At 61.0% G+C, this 23,600-nt stretch carries 16 protein-coding genes; 10 read left to right on the top strand and 6 right to left on the bottom strand.

Annotated elements, in window-relative coordinates; genetic code table 11:
• Positions 1-148 precede the first annotated feature (148 nt).
• The 9 genes from oxlT (AB8A33_RS15705) to AB8A33_RS15745 all read left to right on the top strand — a co-directional run bounded on the left by oxlT (AB8A33_RS15705) (position 149) and on the right by AB8A33_RS15745 (position 11,743).
• Positions 149-1,438 (top strand): oxalate/formate MFS antiporter, encoded by a 1,290-nt coding sequence (gene oxlT / locus AB8A33_RS15705; protein ID WP_439093574.1) that lies wholly within the window; start codon positions 149-151, stop codon positions 1,436-1,438.
• Positions 1,439-1,700: 262 nt separating this feature from the next.
• Positions 1,701-3,005 carry an oxalate/formate MFS antiporter gene (oxlT, locus tag AB8A33_RS15710; RefSeq protein WP_439093575.1) on the top strand — a complete coding sequence of 435 codons (1,305 nt, stop codon included), beginning with the start codon at positions 1,701-1,703 and terminating at the stop codon, positions 3,003-3,005.
• A 275-nt stretch (positions 3,006-3,280) separates the two neighbouring features.
• Positions 3,281-3,712, top strand: a complete 432-nt coding sequence (locus AB8A33_RS15715) for a CBS domain-containing protein (RefSeq protein ID WP_439093576.1) — start codon at positions 3,281-3,283, stop codon at positions 3,710-3,712.
• Between the two features lie 113 nt (positions 3,713-3,825).
• Positions 3,826-4,800: a 2-dehydropantoate 2-reductase gene (locus tag AB8A33_RS15720; protein ID WP_439093577.1), complete on the top strand. Its 975-nt coding sequence runs from the start codon at positions 3,826-3,828 to the stop codon at positions 4,798-4,800.
• A 16-nt stretch (positions 4,801-4,816) separates the two neighbouring features.
• Positions 4,817-5,590: a fumarylacetoacetate hydrolase family protein gene (locus AB8A33_RS15725; RefSeq protein ID WP_439093578.1), complete on the top strand. Its 774-nt coding sequence runs from the start codon at positions 4,817-4,819 to the stop codon at positions 5,588-5,590.
• Positions 5,591-5,843: 253 nt separating this feature from the next.
• Positions 5,844-6,839, top strand: a complete 996-nt coding sequence (locus tag AB8A33_RS15730; RefSeq protein WP_439093579.1) for an NAD(P)H-dependent flavin oxidoreductase — start codon at positions 5,844-5,846, stop codon at positions 6,837-6,839.
• A gap of 20 nt (positions 6,840-6,859) precedes the next feature.
• Positions 6,860-7,828 carry a zinc-binding dehydrogenase gene (locus AB8A33_RS15735; protein WP_439093580.1) on the top strand — a complete coding sequence of 323 codons (969 nt, stop codon included), beginning with the start codon at positions 6,860-6,862 and terminating at the stop codon, positions 7,826-7,828.
• Positions 7,829-8,085: 257 nt separating this feature from the next.
• Complete coding sequence (locus AB8A33_RS15740; protein WP_439093581.1) at positions 8,086-10,410, top strand: ATP-binding protein; 2,325 nt, start codon at positions 8,086-8,088, stop codon at positions 10,408-10,410.
• A gap of 364 nt (positions 10,411-10,774) precedes the next feature.
• A complete protein-coding gene (locus tag AB8A33_RS15745) occupies positions 10,775-11,743 on the top strand; it encodes a Bug family tripartite tricarboxylate transporter substrate binding protein (protein ID WP_439093582.1) in 969 nt (322 codons plus the stop codon).
• A gap of 134 nt (positions 11,744-11,877) precedes the next feature.
• Here the strand turns inward: AB8A33_RS15745 and AB8A33_RS15750 are convergent, their stop codons facing one another.
• The 5 genes from AB8A33_RS15750 to AB8A33_RS15770 form a co-directional block, all read right to left on the bottom strand.
• A complete protein-coding gene (locus AB8A33_RS15750) occupies positions 11,878-14,148 on the bottom strand; it encodes a TonB-dependent receptor (protein WP_439093583.1) in 2,271 nt (756 codons plus the stop codon).
• Between the two features lie 277 nt (positions 14,149-14,425).
• Positions 14,426-15,436 (bottom strand): Vgb family protein, encoded by a 1,011-nt coding sequence (locus tag AB8A33_RS15755; protein ID WP_439093584.1) that lies wholly within the window; start codon positions 15,434-15,436, stop codon positions 14,426-14,428.
• 246 nt (positions 15,437-15,682) lie between these two features.
• Positions 15,683-18,646, bottom strand: a complete 2,964-nt coding sequence (locus AB8A33_RS15760; RefSeq protein ID WP_439093585.1) for a bifunctional [glutamine synthetase] adenylyltransferase/[glutamine synthetase]-adenylyl-L-tyrosine phosphorylase — start codon at positions 18,644-18,646, stop codon at positions 15,683-15,685.
• Positions 18,643-20,103, bottom strand: a complete 1,461-nt coding sequence (locus AB8A33_RS15765) for a sensor histidine kinase (RefSeq protein WP_439093586.1) — start codon at positions 20,101-20,103, stop codon at positions 18,643-18,645. Before AB8A33_RS15765 ends, AB8A33_RS15760 begins: the two co-directional genes overlap by 4 nt.
• Positions 20,104-20,245: 142 nt before the next feature.
• Entirely contained in the window at positions 20,246-21,829 is a 1,584-nt protein-coding gene (locus tag AB8A33_RS15770; protein WP_439093587.1) for a winged helix-turn-helix domain-containing tetratricopeptide repeat protein, read from the bottom strand.
• Between the two features lie 251 nt (positions 21,830-22,080).
• Here AB8A33_RS15770 and AB8A33_RS15775 point away from each other — a divergent pair, with 251 nt between their 5' ends.
• A complete protein-coding gene (locus AB8A33_RS15775; protein ID WP_439093588.1) occupies positions 22,081-22,821 on the top strand; it encodes an SDR family oxidoreductase in 741 nt (246 codons plus the stop codon).
• Positions 22,822-22,857: 36 nt separating this feature from the next.
• Here AB8A33_RS15775 and AB8A33_RS15780 read toward each other — a convergent pair whose 3' ends face one another.
• Positions 22,858-23,538, bottom strand: a complete 681-nt coding sequence (locus AB8A33_RS15780; protein WP_199488779.1) for a response regulator transcription factor — start codon at positions 23,536-23,538, stop codon at positions 22,858-22,860.
• Positions 23,539-23,600 lie beyond the last annotated feature (62 nt).

The raw sequence follows: 23,600 nt of genomic DNA on the forward strand, positions 1-23,600 counted from the left end.
TGTCTTGTAGTATCGCAGTACAGCATTCAGTCATGCGAAACTTGCAGCGGCAAATTGGCAAGATTTCGCTTGTTAGTTGGCATATCATATACCAAACTATCCTTCGCAGCTGTCGAGCTCTCAATAGAACAGCGCTTTAGGAGGAACTATGACTGATGCAGTTCACGGGGCGGCGCCAGCTGCCGCACGTGTCAGCGACGCGTATCGCTGGACACAACTCGCCATCGGCGTTGGCGCGATGGTGATGATCGCCAACTATCAATACGGCTGGACATTCTTCGTCCCCGACATCCAGAAGAAGTTCGGCTGGGATCGTGCGTCGATCCAGTGGGCCTTCACCCTCTTCGTTCTGTTCGAGACCTGGCTGGTGCCGGTCGAAGGATGGTTCGTCGATAAATACGGTCCGAAGCTCGTCGTCCTTATCGGCGGCATCCTCTGCGGCATCGGCTGGGCGATCAATGCACAGGCGGAAACGCTCAACGGTTTCTATCTCGGCATGATCATCGCTGGCATCGGCGCTGGCGGCGTCTACGGCACCTGCGTCGGCAACGCGCTGAAGTGGTTTCCCGACAAGCGCGGCCTCGCCGCCGGCATCACCGCTGCAGGCTTCGGTGCCGGTTCTGCGCTCACCGTCGCGCCTATCCAGGCGATGATCCATGATTCCGGTTTCCAGACTGCATTTCTGTATTTCGGTCTCGGGCAAGGCATCATCATCGTGATCCTGTCCTTTTTCCTGTTCGCGCCGAAAGCAGGACAGGTCCCGCCGGTTGTCCAGAACGCCAACGTGATCCAGACCCGCCGCAACTACACCCCGACCGAAGTCATTCGTCACCCGATCTTCTGGCTGATGTACTTCATGTTCGTGATCGTCGGTGCCGGTGGCCTGATGGTGACGGCAAACCTGAAGCCCATCGCGGCCGACTGGAAGATCGACAACGTACCCGTCACGCTGATGGCCGTGACGATGACGGCGGTCACTTTCGCAGCGACTATCGACCGCGTGCTCAACGGCCTGACCCGTCCATTCTTCGGCTGGATCTCCGACATGATCGGCCGCGAGAACACGATGTTCATCGCCTTCGGCATGGAAGGTCTCGGCATCTGGGCACTGTATATGTGGGGCCAGGATCCGCTGTGGTTCGTGCTGCTGTCGGGCTTCGTGTTCTTCGCCTGGGGTGAGATCTATTCGCTCTTCCCGTCGACCTGCACCGACACCTTCGGCTCCAAGTTCGCAACGACCAATGCCGGCCTGCTCTATACGGCAAAGGGAACGGCAGCACTTCTGGTGCCGGTCGCGAATTACATGCAGCAGTCGTCGGGCACGTGGGACAGCGTGTTCCTCATTGCAGCCGGCGCCAACGTCCTGGCTTCACTGCTCGCCATTGCGGTGCTGAAGCCTTGGCGTAGGGTCGTCGTCAGCAGGGCTCAGGCCACCTAAAACGCAGAATCCCTCACGAAAACAACGCGCCCAGTTCCGACTGGGCGCGTTTTGCGTTCTGGGCACTCGTGGGGATGATCGACCGGCTTGGCGGCACGTCCCGTTGCGCTGCGGTGCACCAACGAAACCCGCGCTCCAGCTCCATCAGCCGGTTGCAAGTTGGAATATAATATACCAGTCTCCGCCAAAGCGACGCTTGCGACAATAAGCCACAGCATTCGTGACATAGGTCGCGATCAAGAGGCGCGCTCGGAGGACCCCAATGTCTCACACCGACTCGACCACCGCCCCCACCTCCAGCTTCCGCTGGATCCAACTCGTGATGGGCATCTTCTGCATGGCGATGATCGCCAACCTGCAATATGGATGGACGCTGTTCGTCGATCCGATCGACGCCAAGTATCACTGGGGTCGCGCCGCGATCCAGCTTGCCTTCACCCTGTTCGTCGTCGTCGAGACCTGGCTGGTGCCGGTCGAAGCGTGGTTCGTCGACAAATACGGTCCCCGCGTCGTGATCATGTTCGGCGGAATCATGATCAGCCTCGCCTGGGTCCTGAACTCCTATGCGGACTCGCTGGTCATGCTTTACGCCGGGGCCGTCGTCGGTGGCATCGGCGCCGGTTCGGTCTACGGCACCTGCGTCGGCAATGCGCTGAAGTGGTTTCCTGATCGCCGCGGCCTCGCTGCGGGCGCCACGGCGGCAGGCTTCGGCGCTGGCGCTGCGATCACCGTCGTGCCGATCGCGCATATGATTGCCGAGAGCGGCTATCAACACGCCTTCTTCACCTTTGGCATCGGCCAGGGCCTGATCGTGTTCGTGCTCGCTTTCTTCATGCGCCCACCTTTGCAGGCGGTACCGGTGAAGAAAAAACAACTCAATCTGCCGCAGACCAAGACGGATTTCACCCCGCCGCAAGTACTGCGCAGCCCGATCTTCTGGGTCATGTATCTGGTCTTCGTGATGGTCGCCGCCGGTGGCTTGATGACTGCTGCGCAGATCGCGCCGATCGCCCACGATTACAACATCGCGAATTCGCCGGTGACATTGGCGGGCTTCCAGATGGCAGCACTGACCTTCGCCATCTCGCTCGATCGCATCTTTGACGGGTTCGGCCGCCCGCTCTTCGGCTGGTTGTCCGATCAGATCGGTCGTGAACACACCATGTTCATTGCCTTCGGCACAGCCGCGCTGATGCTGCTGACGCTGTCGGCCTATGGCCACAATCCGCTCGTCTTCGTACTGGCGACAGCCGTTTACTTCGGCGTGTTCGGTGAGATCTACAGTCTGTTCCCGGCGACCTCAGGCGATACGTTCGGCGCCAAATATGCCGCGACGAACAACGGCATGCTTTACACGGCGAAGGGCACGGCAGCGTTGTTGGTACCACTCGCGAGCCTGATCGCAGCGAGTTATGGATGGCAGGCCGTATTCGTGATCGCTGTTGCACTCAACGCCACGGCTGCGTTGCTCGCTCTGTTCGTCATCAAGCCGATGCGACGTGCGTTCATTCTGGGAAGTGAGCCTGCGGTGCCGGAGGCTGCACCGCAGAGCGCCAAGACCGCCTGATCAGTCGAAGCTCGCTCAAGATTTCAGGGGCGCACGCGAGTGCGCCCCTTTTTCATACCCAGCTGGCATACCAGAACTCCGACTGGATATCGCCGGTGCGATAAAAGCACATCGGAAATACACGCCATGCCGCAAATAAACGTCAGAAATACTGACTTTCTTTCTTATTCCACCGCCCCGCGATATCCTCGTTTCTGCGTTGACAACTGGCATACCGTATACCAATCTCGCACTTGTAAGATCGATCCTCAGCCGATCAGCCAAGGGAGGTTGCCATGCAAGTCGGAGATATCCTGCGTAGGAAGAGCACCCGTATCGCTACTGTCCGCATGAACGAGACTGTCGCCATCGCGGCGCAATTGCTCCGGACAGGCAATATCAGCGCATTGGTCGTGAAGGACGTGTGCCGCACCGAAGGCAACACCGCGGTCGGCATGTTTTCGGAACGCGATGTGGTTCGCGCGATTGCCGAACACGGTGCTGCCGGCGTCAATCGTAAGGTGTCGGATATGATCTCGGTGCAGGAGCTGATTTCCTGCCGCTCGACCGACACACTTGAACATGTGCGCCACCTGATGAACAGGCATCATATTCGCCATGTCCCCGTCATCGACGATCACACACTGATTGGCGTGATCAGCATCCGCGACATCAGCAGGGCTCTCGACCATGAGGATGAACCGCAAGCACATGCTGCGGTCGCCTAAGGCCTAGTCTCAAGCTCACTTCGCGTTTCCATACCGATAACGACACGGACCGCCAGCGGCCCGTGATGCTAGTTCTTTTGCCTTGTCCGCGCTCATTGCCTTGGTGACATCTCATGAAGATCTGCATCTACGGCGCTGGCGCCATCGGCGGCTATCTCGGCGTTCAGCTCGCGCAGGCTGGCGCCGACGTTAGTCTCGTCGCGCGCGGCGCACATCTTGCGGCGATGCGCGCTCATGGACTGAAGCTGCTGATATCAGGCGAGGAACGCGTCGTGCACATTCCCTGCACCGACGATCCCGCCGAGCTCGGCGAGCAGGACTACGTCATTATCTGCCTGAAAGCCCATTCCATCACCGGCGTCATCGAACAGATGCGGCCGCTGCTCGGCCCAAGGACGCGCATCGTCACTGCCGTGAACGGCATTCCCTATTGGTACTTCCACAGACACGGCAACCAGTTCGAAGGTACTGCGCTGGAAAGCGTCGATCCAGGCGGACGGCAGTGGGAAGAAATCGGCGCCGCCCGCGCCATCGGCTGTATCGTTTATCCCGCCACCGAGATCGAAGCGCCCGGCGTGATCCGGCATGTCTATGGTGACAAGTTTCCGCTCGGAGAACCATCGGGCGAACGCACGGCAGATGTCGAGCGGCTGGCCGCGATGTTCGAAAAGGCAGGATTGAAGGCGCCCGTGCTGGATCGCATTCGCGACGAGATCTGGCTGAAACTGTGGGGCAATGTCTGCTTCAATCCGATCAGCGCCCTCACCCATGCGACGCTGGACGTGATCTGCACTGATCCCGGAACACGCGCGCTCTCGAAAGCGATGATGCTCGAAGCCCAATCGATCGCCGAGAGCTTTGGCATCGGCTTTCGCGTCGATGTCGAGCGCCGCATCGAAGGCGCGCGCAAGGTCGGCGCGCACAAGACATCGATGCTGCAGGACCTTGAGCGCAGCCGGCCGATGGAGATCGATCCGCTGGTCACCGTGGTGCAGGAAATGGGGCGCCTCACCGGCATCCCGACGCCGGCCATCGATTCCGTTCTGGCACTGGTTGCCCAACGCGCCAAGGTTGCCGGGCTCTACTAGTGCAGGATGCAATAAGATGACGAACTGGGTTCGCTTCCGCCATCATGACCACATGTGTTTTGGCACGCTCGCGGATGGGGAGATCGCCGTGCATAACGGCGACATGTTCGGCGCGGCCAAGCCAACGGGCCAGTATCTGAAGCTCGCCGATGTGGAGTTGCTCGCACCCTGTGCACCTTCGAAGATCATCGCGCTCTGGAACAACTTCCATGCCCTTGCCGCCAAGCTGAACGTCCCCGAACCGAAGGAGCCGCTCTATCTCCTGAAAGCGCCATCCAGCATCACGGCGCCCAGCGCAATTGTGCGCAAGCCCGTCAGTTACGACGGCAAGACCACCTATGAAGGCGAACTTGGCATCGTCATCGGCGAGACCTGCAGCAATATTCCGCCGGAGAAGGCCGATGCTGTCATCTTTGGCTATACCTGCGTCAACGATATCACCGCGTCCGATGTCCTCAATCGCGATGCGACCTTCCCGCAATGGGCACGCGCCAAGGGCTTCGACGGTTACGGCCCGTTCGGTCCCGTCATCACGACGGGCATCGATCCGGCGACGCTCCATATCCGCACCATCCTCAATGGTGAAGAGCGGCAGAACTATCCGATATCGGACATGATCTTCAGCGCGCAACGCCTGGTGTCGCTTATCTCCCACGACATGACCCTGCTCCCCGGCGATCTGATCTGCTGCGGCACCTCCGTCGGCGTCGGCGTGATGAAGGAACCGGTCAACACCGTGACCATCGCCATCGATGGGATCGGCGCGCTGCATAACGAATTCCACCAATAGGAATTAGAGCGTTTTCGAGCGAAGTGGAGACCGGTTTACGTCAAGAAAACGCGTAAAGACAAAAATCTAGAGCTCCGTTCCGATTTAATCGGAACGGAAACGGCTCTAGGCGCCCGCCCCGCCAAATCCGCATGGCGCACTGCCGGCTGTCCGATGGACATTCCGCCGGTGCAACGGCATCCTCCGCCCCCGAAAGATCAACAAGCCACATCGGGCACACCCGATGCGCCTGCGAGGGAACAGAGGACCAATCATGATCAAGACGCGCTTCACCGAGCTCGTGGGTGTCGAACACCCGATCGTCCAGGGCGGCATGCAGTGGGTCGGCCGCGCCGAGCTCGTCGCCGCAGTGGCCAATGCCGGCGCACTCGGCCTGATCACCGCACTGACCCAGCCGACGCCGGAAGACCTCACTAAGGAAATCGCGCGCTGCCGTGACATGACCGACAAGCCGTTCGGCGTGAACCTGACCATTCTGCCGACCATCAAGCCGCCGCCTTATGCGGAATATCGCCAGGCCATCATCGAGGCCGGCATCAAGGTGGTAGAGACCGCCGGCAACAAGCCGCAGGAACACGTCACCGAATTCAAGAAGCACGGCATCAAGGTCATCCATAAATGCACCAGCGTGCGCCACGGCCTCTCCGCCGAGCGTATGGGCGTCGATGCGATCTCGATCGATGGCTTTGAATGCGCCGGACATCCCGGCGAGGATGACACGCCGGGCCTGATCCTGATTCCAGCCGCAGCCGACAAGATCAGGATCCCGATGATCGCCTCGGGCGGCTTCGGCGACGGCCGCGGCCTTGTCGCCGCGCTGGCGCTCGGCGCCGAAGGCATCAACATGGGCACGCGCTTCATGTGCACCAAGGAAAGCCCGATCCATCAGCTGGTGAAGGAGCGCATCGTCGCCAATGACGAGCGCGAGACCGACCTGATCTTCCGCACCATGCGCAACACCTCGCGCGTCGCCAGGAATGCGGTGAGCAAGCAGGTCGTCGCCATGGAGAAGGAAGGCGCCACTTTCGAGCAGATCAAGGAACTTGTCGCCGGCGCCCGCGGCAAGCTGGTCTATGCGCACGGCGATGCCGAAGATGGCATCTGGTCGGCCGGCCAGGTCCAGGGCCTGATCCATGACATCCCGAGCTGCCAGGAACTGGTGTCGCGCATCATGCATGATGCTGAGACGATTATCCGCGCACGCTTCGAAGCCATGCTTGGTGGCGGCCAGCGCCAAGCCGCTGAATAGACGGAACGGAAAGCAGAGCCATGAAAGCTTATGTCTACGGCGCCAATGGCGCTGCGATCGGTGATGTTCCGAAGCCCTCGCCCGCCGACACGCAGGTGCTGGTCAAGGTGAAAGCCTGCGGCCTCAACCGCGCCGACCTCGGCATGACCAAAGGCCACGTGCACGGCGCTGCCGGCGGCGTCGGTACGGTGCTGGGAATGGAATGGGCCGGTGAGATCGCCGAACTCGGCCCGGAGGCCAAGGGCGTCAAAGTCGGGGATCGCGTGACGGGGTCCGGCGGTGCGGCCTTTGCCGAATTCGCCGTCACCGATCACGGCCGGCTGTTCCACATACCAGCCAGCATGAGTTTCGAGGATGCCTGCACCCTGCCCGTCGCCATCACCACGATGCACAATGCGCTAGTGACGAATGGCGGACTACAGCCCGGCCAATCGGTGCTGATCCAGGGCGCCAGCTCCGGCGTCGGCCTGATGGCGCTGCAGATCGCCAGGCTCAAGGGCGCAAAGACGGTGATCGGTTCATCCACCGACGCCGCACGTCGCGCCCGGCTGAAGGACTTCGGCGCTGACCTCGCCATCGATTCGAAGGATGCCGGCTGGGTCGATCAGGTGCTCAAGGCCACGGATGGCGACGGCGTCGATCTGATCATCGACCAGATCTCGGGGCCCATCGCCAACCAGAACCTGAAAGCCACGAAGGTGATGGGACGCATCGTCAATGTCGGCCGCCTCGGCGGCACGCATGGCGATTTCAATTTCGATCTCCATGCCGCACGCCGCATCAACTATATCGGCGTGACCTTCCGCACGAGGTCACTGCAGGAGATTCGCGACATCTTCAGTGCGGTGCGTGCGGACATCTGGCCCGCCATCGAAGCCGGCCAACTGAAACTGCCGATCGACAAGGTCTACGCATTCGACGACATCGGAACTGCGTTCGACCACATGGAAGCGAACAAGCATCTCGGCAAGATAGTGGTGACTCTGTAGCGCCCGTTCTACGAGTCCTCGATTTCAACACTGCGATTCAACGCTGCGCATGATTCTCATGCGCGGCGTTCCTGTTTCGGACTCATGCAAGTGCCAAACAGTGATGAAATTCTCCGGTGGATACGATTTATTTCACGTTAACGTTTCGTTGACTCTCGACACCCCAGGCAAAGTGGATTCTTATTGGTCTTGCGATTCGAAGTGGCGGGGCAGTTGTTTCGAGCGATGCGGGGCGAGATTCTTCGAGGGGGCTAAGTATGTCGCGTGCGCATGCGGACAACGCATGCGTCCAATCCGATTCGATCAAAGGATTGGCGCAGTCTATCGCGAAGCCGGCCTATCACAGGCTGCTGGTCGCAGAGCCGGCACTTCGCCGAGCCGTCCCTACACTCATCATCGCTTTTCTTATCACGATCTTCTTCGGCGCTTTCGTGCAGGTGGTCGATCAGAGCCGGCAGAAGCAGGCATCGATGAAGCGCGATCTCGCGGCGCTCGCCGACCTGCTCGCCGAGCGCCTCGAACGCAATGGCACCATCCGTCAGGATCGTTCTGCTGCCGTCGAGCGCCTGCAGAGCTTGCTGCCCAGTCTGATTCCATCCTGGGGGATCGCTGGGGGACGCCACGTCATCGTGCTCGGCGCCGACCAGAGCATTCTCGCGCGCGTGCCGATCGACCTGCCGCCGGGCGACGCCAATCGCATACTCGATGTCCTCAGCGCGACGCAGGCCATGGCTGCACAGGGGCCACGTACTGACGTTGTCGATGTGAAGCTGCCCGACAACAGCCACGCATTGGCCACCCGTCGCATCGTTAAGGCGCTGCCGGGTCAGGTGGTCGTCATTCAGGAAAACAACGAGCCGATCTGGCGCTCGGACTCCGCGTTGTCGATCACGCTCTCGGCCACCACCGGCTTCGTAGTGCTGATCCTCGGCTTTGCGTTCCACTGGCAATCGACCCGCGCCCGCGAGGGCGACGCCATCAACGACGCCGTACGTGGCCGCATCGATACTGCCCTCAATCGCGGTCGCTGCGGATTGTGGGACTGGGATCTGTCGCGCGGCCGCATCTTCTGGTCGCAGTCGATGTTCACCATGCTGGGCCTCGACAGCCGCAGCGACCTCCTGACATTCGGCGAAGTCAACGCGCTGGTACAGTCCGACGATATCAACCTGTTCGAGATCGCCGATCAGTTAATTTCGTTCAAGATCGATCACATCGACCAGACCTTCCGGATGCAACACAGCAACGGCCACTGGATCTGGTTGCAGCTGCGCTGCGAACTGGCCCAGGGTCAGGGTGACGGCAGCCAGCACCTGATCGGCATTGCCATCGACGTCACCGAACAGAAGAGTCTTGCCGAAAAGACCGTCGAGGCCGACGTCCGTCTGCGCGACGCGATCGAGACCATTCCCGAAGCCTTCGTGCTGTGGGACGCGGAAGATCGCCTGGTCCTGTGCAATTCACATTTCCAGCGCCTGCATAAACTACCGGACTCGGCCGTATCGCCCGGCACATCCTACGAGACGGTGCTCGAAGTCGGCAGCATGCCCGAGGTTCGCTCGCGTCTCGCGGAATCCGGCGCTGCGGCCCCTGGCGCCCGTACCTTCGAAGCGCAGATCGAGGACGGCAGCTGGCTGCATATCAGCGAGCGCCGTACCAAGGACGGCGGCTACGTCTCCGTCGGCACCGACATCACCCGCATCAAGGAGCACGAGCACAAGCTGGTCGACAACGATCTGCGCCTACGCGCCAGCGTCATCGATCTCAAGCACTCCCAGGCTGCGCTGGAGAAACAGGCGCTCGAACTTGCGGACCTCGCCCAGAAATATTCCGACGAGAAGAACCGCGCCGAGGAAGCTAACCAGACCAAGTCGAAATTCCTGGCCAATATGAGCCACGAACTGCGCACGCCGCTGAATGCCATTATCGGCTTCTCCGAGATCATGGGCAGTGGCATGTTCGGCAATCTCGGCTCCGACAAATATGCCGAATACTGCCACGACATTCTCACCAGCGGTCACTATCTGCTCGAAGTCATCAATGACATTCTCGATATGTCGAAGATCGAGGCAGGTCGCATGAAGCTGGACCTCGAGCCGCTCGATCTCGGACAGACGCTGTCCGAAGCGCTGCGTGTCGTCTCCGGCCGAGCCGACGACAAGAATCTGATACTCAGCGCCGACATCGCGGCTGATGCACCGGTGGTGGCTGACCGCCGCGCCATCAAGCAGATCCTGGTCAATCTGCTCTCGAACGCAGTGAAGTTCACGCCCGATGGCGGCCGTGTCACCGTGCGCAGCCGCGTGCTGCGCGACTCCGTGGCCCTGATGATCGCCGATAGCGGCATCGGCATCGCCCCGCATTCGCTGAAGCGTCTGGGACGCCCGTTCGAACAGGTCGAGAGCCAGCTCGCCAAGACCTATCACGGCTCGGGCCTCGGCCTCGCTATCGCCAAGTCGCTCACCAACCTGCATGGCGGATCGATGAAGCTGCGTTCCAAGCTCGGCACCGGCACCGTGGTCTGCGTCACCATCCCGCTCCGCGGCAGACACAGGCCAGCGGAAATCTCCGAGGCCGCCTAGGCGTCGATCGCTTCCCGCCTGACCGGGCCGAGCCAACGCCCATGGCATGATGCCCAAGCGTCAAATGGCCGCTTGGGAGGTTCCCGCCCATACCTATACTAAAGGTTGCAGGTCGCTATATTGGCGCGTCGACACCGCCGGTCTGGACTAGGACTGCGATTCTTTCTTGTGTGACCTGTCAATTTTCAAAGCCGCCATCTGCGAAGTCTCTGCCAACGAGACTGCAGCGGTTGCCGATTGAAGGGGGTTCCCGAACTCACGAACCACACTGCTCGTCAGCTCATGGATGAGCCGTCCAGACAAGAGCGACACGGAGATTGTCGCCTGTTCAATCAACAAAAGCATTCCAGTGGAGGAAACGACGATGAAATTCAGCCATCTCGCCGCGGCGGCATTCTGTCTGACAGTGCCGGGCATGGCCAGCGCACAAGACTATCCATCGAAATCCGTCACGGTGATCGTGCCTTTTACTGCCGGCGGAGCAAGCGATACGACAGCGCGCATGACCACCCAGAAGATGCAGGAAAGCTTCGGGCAGTCCTTCATCATCGAGAACAAACCCGGCGCCAACGGCTCCATCGGCGCAACGCAACTCGCTCGCTCAAAGCCGGATGGCTATACGCTGATGGTGGGCTCGATTGGGGTCATCGCGATCAATCCGGTGCTCTACAAGGACCCAGGCTATCACCCGCTCCAGAATTTCGATCTGCTCAGTGTCGCTGTGCGCAATCCCAACGTGCTGATCACGCGCCCCGATTTCCCGGCCAATACCGTCCAGGAACTCATCGACTATCTCAAGAAGAATCCCGACAAGGTCACGTTCGCCTCATCGGGCGTAGGCTCGTCCGACCATCTCACAGCCGTGTTGTTTTGGCAGAAGACGGGGACCACCGGTATCCATACGCCCTACAAGGGCGGCTCGCAGGCCCATACGGACCTGATGGGCGGACATGTCGACGTCTCCTTCCAGAATCTCGGCGCAGTCGCCAATTACATCCGAGGCGGCAAGATGAAAATTCTGGCCGTTACCAGTGACACACGCTCCGATTCATTCCCGCAGACGCCAACGATGAAGGAAGTCGGCGTCGACGATCTCAATATCTATTCCTGGCAGGCCTTCGTCGCGCCCAAGGGCCTTCCCGCCGATGTGAAGACCAAACTCGAGACATCGATCACCACCGCCCTCACCTCGCCCGATCTCAAGAAGCGGCTGACCGACAGCGGCTTCGAGGTCGTCGCCAATACAAGTGCGGAATTTCAGAGCTTCCTGGAGAAAGAACTCGCCCGCTGGAAGACGGTTGTCGAGATCGGCAAGGTCAAGCCGGAGCAGTGATAACCGCATGGCGAAACGCCACCCACACCTGAGCAGGTGAATGCGGGCTCACAAAAAGCAAACGCTGCGGCCGCCATGATGACATCACGGCGGCCGCTCGTCAGACCGATCTGATACGCAGACGATCGGCGATATCAGAAATTAAACGTCGTCGAGACCATGTAAGTCCGAGGCGCACCGAGGATGATGTAACCCTCGTTGGTCGAGGCCTGCCAATAGTTGGTATCGAGCAGGTTCTCGACCGAGAAGCGCACGACCACCGGCTTCGCATTCCACGGCGACGCGAAGGTGTAGCGCGCACCGGCGTCGTAGCGGGTCCAGCTCGGGCCGTAGACCGTGTTGGCCTGGTCCGACCAGTATGACCCCGTATAAATCGCCCGGCCTGTCAGGGTCAGCCCAGGAATGAAGGGCACATCCCATTCGCCGCCCAGATTGAACTGCGTATCAGGAACGTTGAAGGCGTAGCGGCCATCATAGGCGCCCCTCTCGGTCCTTTGCTGGCGCGCATCAAGGAACATGACGCCGCCGAGCAAACGAACACCGTCGGTGACCTCACCGAAGGTATTGATCTCGACGCCGCGATTACGGACCTCGCCGGACTGCGTAAGGATGGACGGCGAAACCGAACGATCGACCAACTGCATCGGCTTCAAAATGTCGAATGCACTAACCGTTGTCGTGATGCGTCCCCAATCCACCTTCACACCCATCTCATGCTGCTTGGTGCGATAGGGCGGCAATACCGAACCCTCGTTCTCATACCCACTCCCGACGATGATCCCCGCCTCCAGTGCCTCAATGTAATTGGCGTAGACCGAGACATTCTCCAGCGGCTTGATGACCAGCGCATAGGCCGGTGTGGTGGCTGACGAATCGTAGCCACCCGTCCTGATCCCGGTTCCCTGGGCGAAGGATTCAGACTCCACATACTGATGCCGTACACCGACGGTCAGCTGGATACGCCCGTTCCAGACCGACATCGTATCAGCGATGCCGACGCTCGTCAGATCGAATGTACCGATTGTCTTCGGAGCACCGACGTCACGAATTGAAACCGGGCCCGAACGCGGATTGTACAAGTTCGAAAAGAAATTCGTTGCACCGGAGACATTGATGATCCCGGTATCGGCCGACGATGTCCCCGCATTGACATTGATCGCATGGTTGACCGGTCCCGTATCGACATTGGCACGCAATCCGACCTGCGCCGCAGTCCTCTCATGCTTCTGGTTGTTGCGCCGCGACAATCCGTTGAACTCTCCATCCAGATTCGTCACGCGAATGTCGGAATAGAGATAACGCGTGTTGCTGGTCCCGATACCCGCCTGTGCATAGGCCGTCAGGTCATCGGTGATATCCACCTCGCCTTGCACGATCGCATAGCGCGATTCCGAATCCCAGAAGCCCCAGCTCGGCATGTAGTTCGCGCGTGCGTCCGGCGGCGTCGGAACCGCGGGAAGTCCGCTGATATCGACGAAGCGGGTCATCGCGGTGACCCTGTTGTGCTCGTAGCCGATGTCGGCGGACAGGCGCACGCGCTCGCCGCGATAGTCGAGCCCAAGAAAGGCGTTCCCGACTTCCTGACTCTGATTGGCCAGCTCGGTGCTGCCGCCGTTGTAGCTGCCGTTGAAGCGGACACCGAACTCCTTGAACTCGCCAAACCGCTGGCCGACATCCAGATGCGTGCCGAACTGCGAAATCGACGAATAGGTGTTGGTGAGCTGCGCGAACGGCACTTCGCCGGCACGCTTGGTCACGAGGTTGACGCTGCCGCCAACACCGCCGCCGCTTGGCGGCATGCCGTTCAGCAACGCGGACGGTCCCTTCAACACCTCCACCCGCTCGATCGCCGCGAGCGACGACAGCGAGAACGCCGAGGCGATGCCGTACAGACCATTGATGCCGTATCCCTCGCTGCCGACGCTGAAGCCGCGGATATTGACGCGATCGAAACCGCTGAGACGCGGCACGGTGACACGCACGGACGGATCGTTCGCGAACACGTCGTCGAGCTTACGCGCCTGCTGATCCTGGATCGTCTTCGCCGTGTAGCTCGTCTGGTTAAACGGCGTATCCATCACGCCACGATTGCCGAGCAAACCAACCTGGCTGCCGGATGCGACCTGGCCACCGGCGTAGACCGCCGGCAGAGATCCAATCATCCCGGTAGGCGGTGTCGTCGGCGTGCGGCGTTCCACAGGCCGAGGCGCCGCCTGCGGTGTAACTGCGGCATTTCGGCGCGGTGCGACACGACGGACCGCACGCGGCGTCGGTGCATGCACTTCAACGGCAGGCAGCGCTTGCGAGGTCTGCGCGACGACCGTTTCGCCGGCATCAAGCAACAACGCAAATGCGCTCGCTGCAGCCAGAAGAGTCTTTTTGTGAAGTGTAGTTCTGCGCGTCATTTAATCAGCCGCCCCAAAAAACATCGCCGACTTCTGTCGACTAACTCAATGGGGCCTACAGGATGACATGGTGCGGTCACAATGCGGCGCGTCTAGATTCTATCTAATGCTTCACGCCGCTTCATACGCGGAACGCCGCATGCAACTCGCTACCGTGCGCATGCGATTTGACACAGACAATGAATTCTGCAGGACTTTATTTTACTCTGGAGCCCTGCAGATTATTAGATTGGATAGCAACGCGCTCGCGCGCCCTGTCGGCGCGCAATCACGATCATCACTGGCGCTTTGACGTGACGTGAACGTGCCCAACCTGATTGGCCTGAGACGTAAACCAGACCACGCCATTCGGCCCTGTCGTCATGCCGAAAGGCTGCGCGTTCTCCGTCTTTAGATCGAAGAACGTAACTTCACCCGCTGGCGTAATGCGCCCGATCTTGTGAGATTTGAAAGCGGTGAACCAGACATTGCCATCAGCTCCCGCGGCGATACCAATGGGGCGCGTCTCTGCTGGCAATGGAAACTCCTTGATTTCGCCAGCCGTAGAAATTCTGCCGATGTGATCGGAGCCATTCATCGAAAACCAGAGATGACCATCCGGCCCGACCGTGATGTCGCGCGGGCGTGACTTCGGATTACCAAGCGGAAATTCGGTGATCTTTCCTGTCTTGACGTCGATTCGTCCGATCTTTCCGGCGCCGCTTTCCGTGAACCACAAATTCTGATCGGGGCCTGTCACCACACCATAGGCTTCGGCATTTTCCGTCGGGATTGCGAACTCCGAAAACTCACCGGTCAGCGTCACACGGCCGATTTTGTTCGCCGCCATTTCTGCAAACCAGATCTGGCCATCGGGACCGACCGTAATGCCGCGCGGCCATGATCCCGTGTTGAATTTCGTGGGAGTCGTCGCCTGTGACGGGATCGCGAATGTCCCGTTGAATTCCCCTTTGGTTGAAATCCGGCGAATGGCGTTCTCTTCGCGTGAAGTGAACCAAAGATTGCCGTCAGGGCCAGACGTAATACCCTGAATGACTCCAACCTGATCGCCCGGAACGCGAAAGGAACTCATCTCACCGTTCGGCGTAACCCGAAAAATCTGGTGCTTGATAACTTCCGTCACCCACAAGTTCCCATCCGCGCCGACGACGATTGCTTGCGGGCGCTGCCCCTCCCCGGGAAGTGACTTCTCGATCAGGGAGATTTCATCCGCCTTCGCCCCGGTCGGAGCAAATGCAGCGATCAAGGCAAAAGCAACAGTAGCGGCGCGGACGCCTAGAACCTGCATGTCGACTCCATATCGGCGGTTTCATTTCAGTGCTGGTGCATGACGGCATCGCTGACACTGCGACATTCGGGCGCAGGCAGCTGCGACATCTCGAGCCGTATTTCATCGGCAAGCGAGATGCGGACCTACAGGACGTCGGGGTGCGGCCACAATGCGGCGGGTTTAGAATCTATCCAGCCGTTCACGCGAGATCATACGCAGCCGGTCACACGCGACCCGCGTCAACGCAGAGCGCGCGCCGCGCCTCTACTTCTGGCCTGCCACGACCGAGAGGAACACCTGGCGGACGTCAGCCTGCGTCTCACGGACGCGTGCCTGCAGCGAAGAGAAGTCCGGCTCGTTGCTCACGCGCGCAAGCATCCGTAGCAGATCCGTGCCTGCCGTCTCCGGCTTGAACTTGTCGCTCACGCATAGCCGCAGCACCTGCGTGAGGTCGTGATAGAGCCGCACCGCCGGACGCAGCACATCGGCGGCGGCTGGCGGCAGAATACCCAGCCGCGCCGCGTTCTCCAGCACCTGTTGCGTGCTGATGCTGAGGATCTCGGGCTTCTCTGCGGCATGTACCAACTGCAGATATTGCGCGATGAATTCGATATCGACCATGCCACCCGCCGCATGTTTCAGGTCCCAGATATCGTCTTCGCCCTTCTCCTCGGCGATGGCCTGACGCATCTCGGCAACGTCGTTTGCAATGATCGTGGTTTCACGCGAACGCGTCAGCACGTCGCGGATGACCCGTTCGATCTTCTCGCGGAACGCGGGCGTCGCTGAAATCACCCGCGCGCGCGTCAGCGCCATGTGCTCCCAGGTCCAGGCCTCGGTCTCCTGATATTCAGCGAAGGAGTCGATGCGCGACGCCAGCGGGCCTGCGCGGCCTGACGGGCGAAGCCGCATATCGACCTCGTAGAGCACGCCATAGTTGGTGCGCGTGGTGAAGGCGCTGATCAGGCGCTGCGTCAGCCGCGCGAAATATTGCGCACCATGCAGCGAACGCGGCCCGTCGGAATCCGGCGCATCATGATCGAAGTCGTAGATCAGGATCAGATCGAGATCGGACGCCGCCGTCATCTCGCGGCTGCCGAGCTTGCCCATGGCCACGATTGCCGTCTGCTGATCCTTGATGCGGCCGTGCTGGGCAACGAACTGATCGAGCACGAGCCCATGCAGCGTATGCGCGATGCCTTCGGCGACATCGGCGAATGCAATCCCGGCCTGCTGCGCCGACACCGTGCCCGACAGAATACGCGTGCCAATCAAGAACAGGCTTTCCTGCCCGAACAGTCTCAGACGATCGAGAAACTCTTCATAGGAATTGGCGTCTTCGAGGGTCGCCGCAAGACGCGCCGACAATTCACGCTGGTCCGGCATGGCGCCGAAGAAACGCGGATCGATGAGGCCGTCCATGATCTGCGGCTGCCGTGCCAGCATGTCACCCAGACGCGGTGCCGCGCCGAGCACGAGCGCCACCAGCGCGACAAGATCGCGGTTCTGGCTGAGCAGCGAGATCAGCCTGCCGCCGCGCTGTAATGCCTGCAGAAAGCGGTCGAACGCGACGACCGCAAGATCTGGCTCTTCGGCATCGGCCAGCCCGACGATCAGCGAAGGCACGAATTCCATGAACGCCTGCCGCGTGCCCTCATATTTGAGCGCGCGATAGTCATCCGTCATCCAGTGCTGCACCGTCTCCGCCACCATGGCGGGCTTACGGAAACCGAGCTTGGTAAAATGTTCGAGCAGCCGCTGATCCGTTGCACCCGCCTTGTAATCAACAACGGGGAGATGGGTGTCGTCGGTCGGATCACCCTCGAACAGCCGGCCATAATGCCCCTGCACACAGTTGAGATGCACCAGCAAATCGCGGGCGAAGGCTTCGCGGCTATCATAGCCGAAGAAGCGCGCAAAACGCTCCATGGCGCCAACGTCATCGGGCAGCGCATGGGTCTGCTCGTCGGCAATCATCTGCAGCCGATGCTCGACACGTCGCAGGAAATCATAGGCGAGCGTCAGTTCGTCGCGCGCCTCAAAGGTGATCCAGTTGCTGGCGGCGAGAATGTTCAGCGCCTCCAGCGTCGGCCGCACGCGCAATTCGGGATGACGCCCGCCAGCAATCAGCTGCTGGGTCTGCGCGAAGAACTCGATCTCACGGATGCCACCACGTCCGACCTTGACATTGTGGCCCTCGACGGAGATTTCGTTCTGCCCGCGAAACGTCTGCATCTGCCGTTTCATGTCATGGACATCGGCCAGCGCGGCGAAATCCAGGTGCTTGCGCCAGACGAACGGCGCGATCTCGGCGAGCAGCGCCTCTCCGGCCTTGATGTCACCGGCGCAAGGCAGCGCCTTGATCATGGCCGCGCGCTCCCAGGTGCGGCCTTCGCGCTCATAGTAATGCAGCGCCGACGCGGTCGAGACCGCCACCGGCGTCGAAGCGGGATCGGGCCTCAGCCGCAGATCGACGCGGAACACATAGCCGTCGCCGGTGCGTTGCTGCAGCAGCCGCGACACGCCCTGCGCGATGCGCACGAAGAATGAATTCGGCTCAATATCCTCGGCCAGCGTATGCGCTTCGAGATCGAAGAAAACGATCAGGTCGATGTCGCTCGAATAGTTCAGTTCGCCGGCGCCCATCTTGCCCATTGCCAGTACGATCAGGCCGCTGCCCTGCTCCGGATTCTCGGGATCCGGCGGCACGATACGCTTGCGTGCCATGTCCTGGCGCAGGAGATAGCGCAGCGTCGTCTGGACGGAGGATACAGCGAGATCGGTCAGCGCCCGCGTGACGCGCATCACCGGCCAGACGCCGCCGATATCGCACAGCGCAATCAACAAGGCCGCTTCGGATTTCATGCGTCGCAGCAGATGCATGACATCGGGATCGCCGCCAGCGGCAGCGACATTCGCCGAGGTCTCGGCGATCAGAGTGGTGAGATGGCGATCGGGATCGCAATGCAGCAGCCGCAATGCACGTGCGGCATCGGCACGGATCAGATCGAACAGATAGGGCGACGCCTCGACGATGCCGAGCAGGATCGCCCTGGCATGCGGAAATTGGTCGGTGATCGCGCGAAATGCGGCGGCATCGTCCGGCGCGATATCGGCGAGCCATTCGCCGAAGCGCTGCTCGGCATCGGCGGGGGCGAACAGCTGCGGTCCGCTGACGAATTGCGCGGCCAGCGGGAGCTGGCCCTCGCCTGTTGCGGCTGAGGTCATGCCGACTTCTGTGGCACATTCCCCGTTTGACCCGCAAGGCCTTCGGCGGCCACTGCCGGCAGCGCCAGCGTGACCCGCAACCCTGGATGATTGTCGCCTAGCTGCAATTCGCCGCCATGCAGCGTGGCCACGGCAGATGCAAGGCTGAGGCCGAGACCGGAACCTGGCAATGTGCGGCTCGCTTCAAGCCGCACGAAGCGCTCCACCGCATGCTTCCGGTCGGCTTCCGGGATGCCTGGACCATGATCGGACACGCTGAGCAGCACCTGATCGCCCTCGCGCCGCGCCTCGATGACGATGTCCCTGGCGGCCGCAGCTTCAACGCCATCGGTGTTCCCGTCCACGCCCTCGGGCTTGCCATATTTGATGGCGTTTTCGACGAGATTGGCGAGCGCCTGGCTGATCAGTTCGCGATTGCCGCGCAGCGGTGCAGCCGCGGTCTTGACGGTCAGCGTGAGATCACTGTCTTCGGCCAACGGCTCATAGAGCTCGTGGATACCCTCGGCGACCTCGGCGGCATCGAAATTGTCCATATTGCCGCGCGCCTGCCCTGATTCAGCACGTGCGATCATCAGCAGCGCATTGAAGGTCCGGATCAGACCATCGGATTCCTCGATGGTGCGCTCCAGCGCCGCGCGATATTCGGCCTCGTTGCTGGATCGCGCCAGCGCCTCCTCGGCCCGATTGCGGAGCCGCGTGAGCGGCGTCTTGAGATCATGGGCGATATTGTCCGAGACTTCCTTCAGCCCTGTCATCAGCGCTTCAATGCGCTCCAGCATGGCATTGAGATTTTCCGCGAGACGGTCGAGCTCGTCGCCACTGCGTCCGACCGGCAGACGGCCGGAGAGATCACCCGCCATGATGCGCTGGGTGGTGCCGGTCATGGCGTCGATCCGCCGCAGCACGCGGCTGGCGACGAAGATGCCGCCGCCGAGTCCAAGGACAACGACGATCAACACCGACCACTTCGCCGCATCGCCGACGATGTCGAACAGGCGCCGGCGTTCTTCGAGATCATGGCCGATCAGCAGCCGGAAGCCGCTGCTCAATTGCGTCACCTTCACCAACGCGCGATGGTTGGACGAGTCGGGATCGTCGAGCCGGCGATAGGCGGTCTCGGACCAGCCCGTGGTCGCCATCACGCCGGGCGCCAGTGAGGACACGTTGCCGGCGATGGATTGACCCGCCGGTGTCGTGATCAGATAGAGGTTGGCGCCAGGACGCAGCGCCCGGTTCTCGATGGCGCCCACGATGCCCCGCAAGCCGCGCCGCCCGAACAGATCGCTCAGCTCGGTCATTTCGTCATTGACCGTGGTCGTGATCTGATCGTTGATCAGCCGGTGCGTATTCCAGGCGAAATAGCCGAGCAACGATGCTGCAAACAGCGCGAACAGCAGCAGATAGGCCAGCGTCAGCCGGAAGGCCGTCGTGCGAAACAGTTTACCGATAGCCGTCACGGATCACGCTCCGGACGTGCGGAAATGGAAGGTTCTGGACTTCATCCCCTGTTCTAGCAGGCGCAAGCCGCAGCAAACAGGGCAGGAATATGAGATGTTGGTAATGTCGCCGCACTACAGGAATTTTATCTTTCAGCCACGTTCACTCCGGAAGACCGGCTTTTCGCAGGCCCTCCGATGCAAGTGCGAAGTCCTGCGGTCGCCGCACCAACAGCCAGTCGTCAATATTGCTGAGCCGTAATGTGGGATCGAGTCGGCGCACATGGCCCATCGCCTCACGCGCCTCTTCCATTCGCCCACCCAGAGCATGCGCCGCGGCCTGGAATGCAGCGACACGGAGAATGTTCGGCACCTCGCGCGACGCCTCCCGCAGGCAATCCAGCGCGACATCGAAGCGTCGCGAATAGAGATGCGACATCGCGATTCCCGTATGCATCTGGAATGTCTCGGGATCGAGCGGACTGAGCCGCATGGCGCGTGAAAAATAGGCGATGGCCTCGTCGTGCTCGCCGAGCGAAACGCGTTGATAGCCCCCGAGGTACCAGATCGTCGAGAGATTGGGATTGAGCACCAGCGCACGATCGACATAGGCAACGCAGGCATGCAGGTCGCCGCCGAAATGCGGCCAGGCATGGCCGCCGCGTGTCAGCGCGACCGCGTCGTTCTTTCCGAGGGTGACGGCGCGCTCGGCAAGCCGCGCCGCTTCACGCCCGTCAGCCACACGATCGGAAAGCCAGCGGTTCATCTTGCGCCAGTAGAAGCATCCCGCGGCCATCCCATAGGCCGCAGCGAAGTCTGGATCGAGCTCGATGGCTTTGTAGAAATTCGCCAATGCCGTATCGATCCCATCGCGCGTCGACGCATGAAAACTTGCCAGTCCGCGCAGGTAGTAATCATAGGCGTCGAGGCTTTCGGTCGGCTTCCGCTTGGCGCGTTCGATCTCCGCGGATTCAAGCTGTGGCGCGATGGCGCCCACGACGCTTTCCGTGACCTGGTCCTGCAGATCGAAGATGTCATCAACAACGCTCTCGAAGCGCTCGCCCCACAGATGCATGCCTGTGGTGGTATCGACGAGCTGTCCGGTGATGCGCACGCGGTTCGCCACACGGCGCACACTGCCTTCCAGCACATAGCGCACGCCAAGTTCGCGCCCGACCTCGCGGACGTCCACGGCACGGCCTTTATACGTGAAACTGGAGTTGCGGGCGATGACGAACAGCCAGCGAAGCCGCGACAGTGCGAGGGTGATGTCCTCGACCATGCCATCGACGAAATAGTCCTGCTGCGGATCGCCGCTCAGATTGAGGAACGGCAATACGGCGATCGACGGTCGATCGGGCAGCGTCAGCGCAGCGTCCAGGCTCACCGTCGATGTGGCGTGATCGGCAGCCGCCGCGTCAGACTGCGCCGGCATTGCCGTCTCGGTCACATCGCCGACGAAACGAAAGCCCTTGCGCGCCACGGTCTTCAGCAGCCGCTGCTCATCGCCGCTATCGCCCAGCGCCTTGCGTACCGCATTGATGTGACTGGCCAGCGTCGACTCCGACACGATCCGTCCCGCCCACACGGCATCAAAAAGGGCATCCTTGCTGACGACGTGGTCGCGGTTCTGCACCAGATGCAGCAGCAGGTCGAAAGCCTGCGGTGTGATCGCCATCTTGTCGCTGCCACGCGACAGCTCTCTGCGATCGGGATCGAGGACATAGCCTGCGAACAGATACGGCACTCGGCGCTCCATGACTGCCTGCGTTTTTGGCCGGCGGCAATGAACCGTCAAGGCCTTCAGGAGGCAACAGAACCGACCCCACAGACTGGCCTGCCGCGCGCCATCGGCGGCGACATACCAGCTGCGCCCCTTTCTGAACGAACATCCAAGCGAAACTCAAGAGAAAACGAAGGTTGCGGCAAAGTCTTCCTGGGTGCCGCGGCGCATGGTCCGCCCACACGGTCATCACCGTGTGCAAGGGAGGAAATATCATGAAAATCGTCGTCATCGGAGGCAGCGGCCTCATCGGTACCCAGGTCGTGAGCGGCTTGAATAAACTGGGCCACAACGTCTTCGCCGCCTCGCCGTCGACAGGCGTCAACACCCTGACGCGGGAAGGACTGGCCGAGGCCATGTCCGGGACAAATGTCGTCATCGACGTGGCAAATTCGCCATCATTCGAAGACGGGCCGGTGATGGAATTCTTCCAGACGTCCAGCCGTAACCTGCTCGCGGCGGAAAAAGCCGCAGGCGTCCAGCATCATCTGGCCCTGTCCGTGGTCGGGACCGAGCGCCTTCAGGCCAGCGGCTACTTCCGTGCCAAACTGGCCCAGGAGGATCTCATCAAGGCGTCCGGAATGCCTTACACGATCCTGCGGGCGACGCAGTTCTTCGAATTCATCCCCGCCATCGTGCAAGGCGGTGTGGACGGCGACGTGGTCCGCCTGGCGCCGGCCCTGATCCAGCCCATTGCATCTGCGGACGTGGCAGCCGCCATGGTGGACCTGGCTCTGAGCACGCCAGTGAACGGCATCGTCGAGGTGGCAGGGTCCGATCCGCTCCCGCTCGACGCACTCGGGCGCAAATATCTGGCGGCAAAGCAGGACCCACGTCAGGTGGTCGCCGACATTCACGTCGGTTACTTCGGCACGCCGATCAATGATCGCTCCCTGACGCCCGATGCCGGCGCACGCATCGGAGCGATCCGTCTCGACGACTGGCTCAAGGGTTGATCCCGCGGTAGCGGCAGGGACGAAACGCCTCGCCGCTTACTTCATGCCGTCGCGGACCATATAGCCGGCACCGCGAATGGTGTGCAGCAGCGGACGGTCAAAACCCTTGTCGATCTTCGAGCGCAGGCGCGAGATATGGACATCGATCACGTTGGTTTGCGGATCGAAGTGATAGTCCCAGACATTTTCCAGGAGCATCGTGCGGGTGACCACCTGCCCGGCATGTTTCATGAGATATTCGAGCAGCCGGAATTCGCGGGGCTGCAGGATCAATTCCTGGCCACCGCGCGTCACGCCATGGGACAGCCGGTCGAGTTCGAGATCACCGACGCGATAGGTGGTTTCTTCGGCAGGACCGCCCTGGCGGCGCGACAGCACTTCGACGCGCGCGAGCAACTCAGCGAATGAATATGGTTTTGGCAGATAATCGTCACCACCGGCGCGCAGGCCCTTGATGCGGTCGTCGACTTGGCCCAGCGCCGAGAGGATCAGTGCCGGCGTCCGGTTACCCTTGTCGCGCAGGCCACCGATAACAGAGAGTCCATCGCGCTTCGGCAACATGCGATCGACCACCAGCACGTCGTAATCGCCGGAATCGGCGAGCGCGAAACCCTCCTCGCCATCGCTGGCATGATCGGCGACATGGCCCACCTCACGGAAAGCCTTGACCAAATAATCCGCGGATTCGCGGTCGTCTTCGATGATGAGCAGACGCATCTGTGGATCGGATTCGCTATGAATATTGTGTGTCTCGGTCACCATGGCGCGCACCGGGCTTT

Source organism: Tardiphaga sp. 813_E8_N1_3, assembly GCF_051811025.1.
GTDB lineage: Bacteria > Pseudomonadota > Alphaproteobacteria > Rhizobiales > Xanthobacteraceae > Tardiphaga.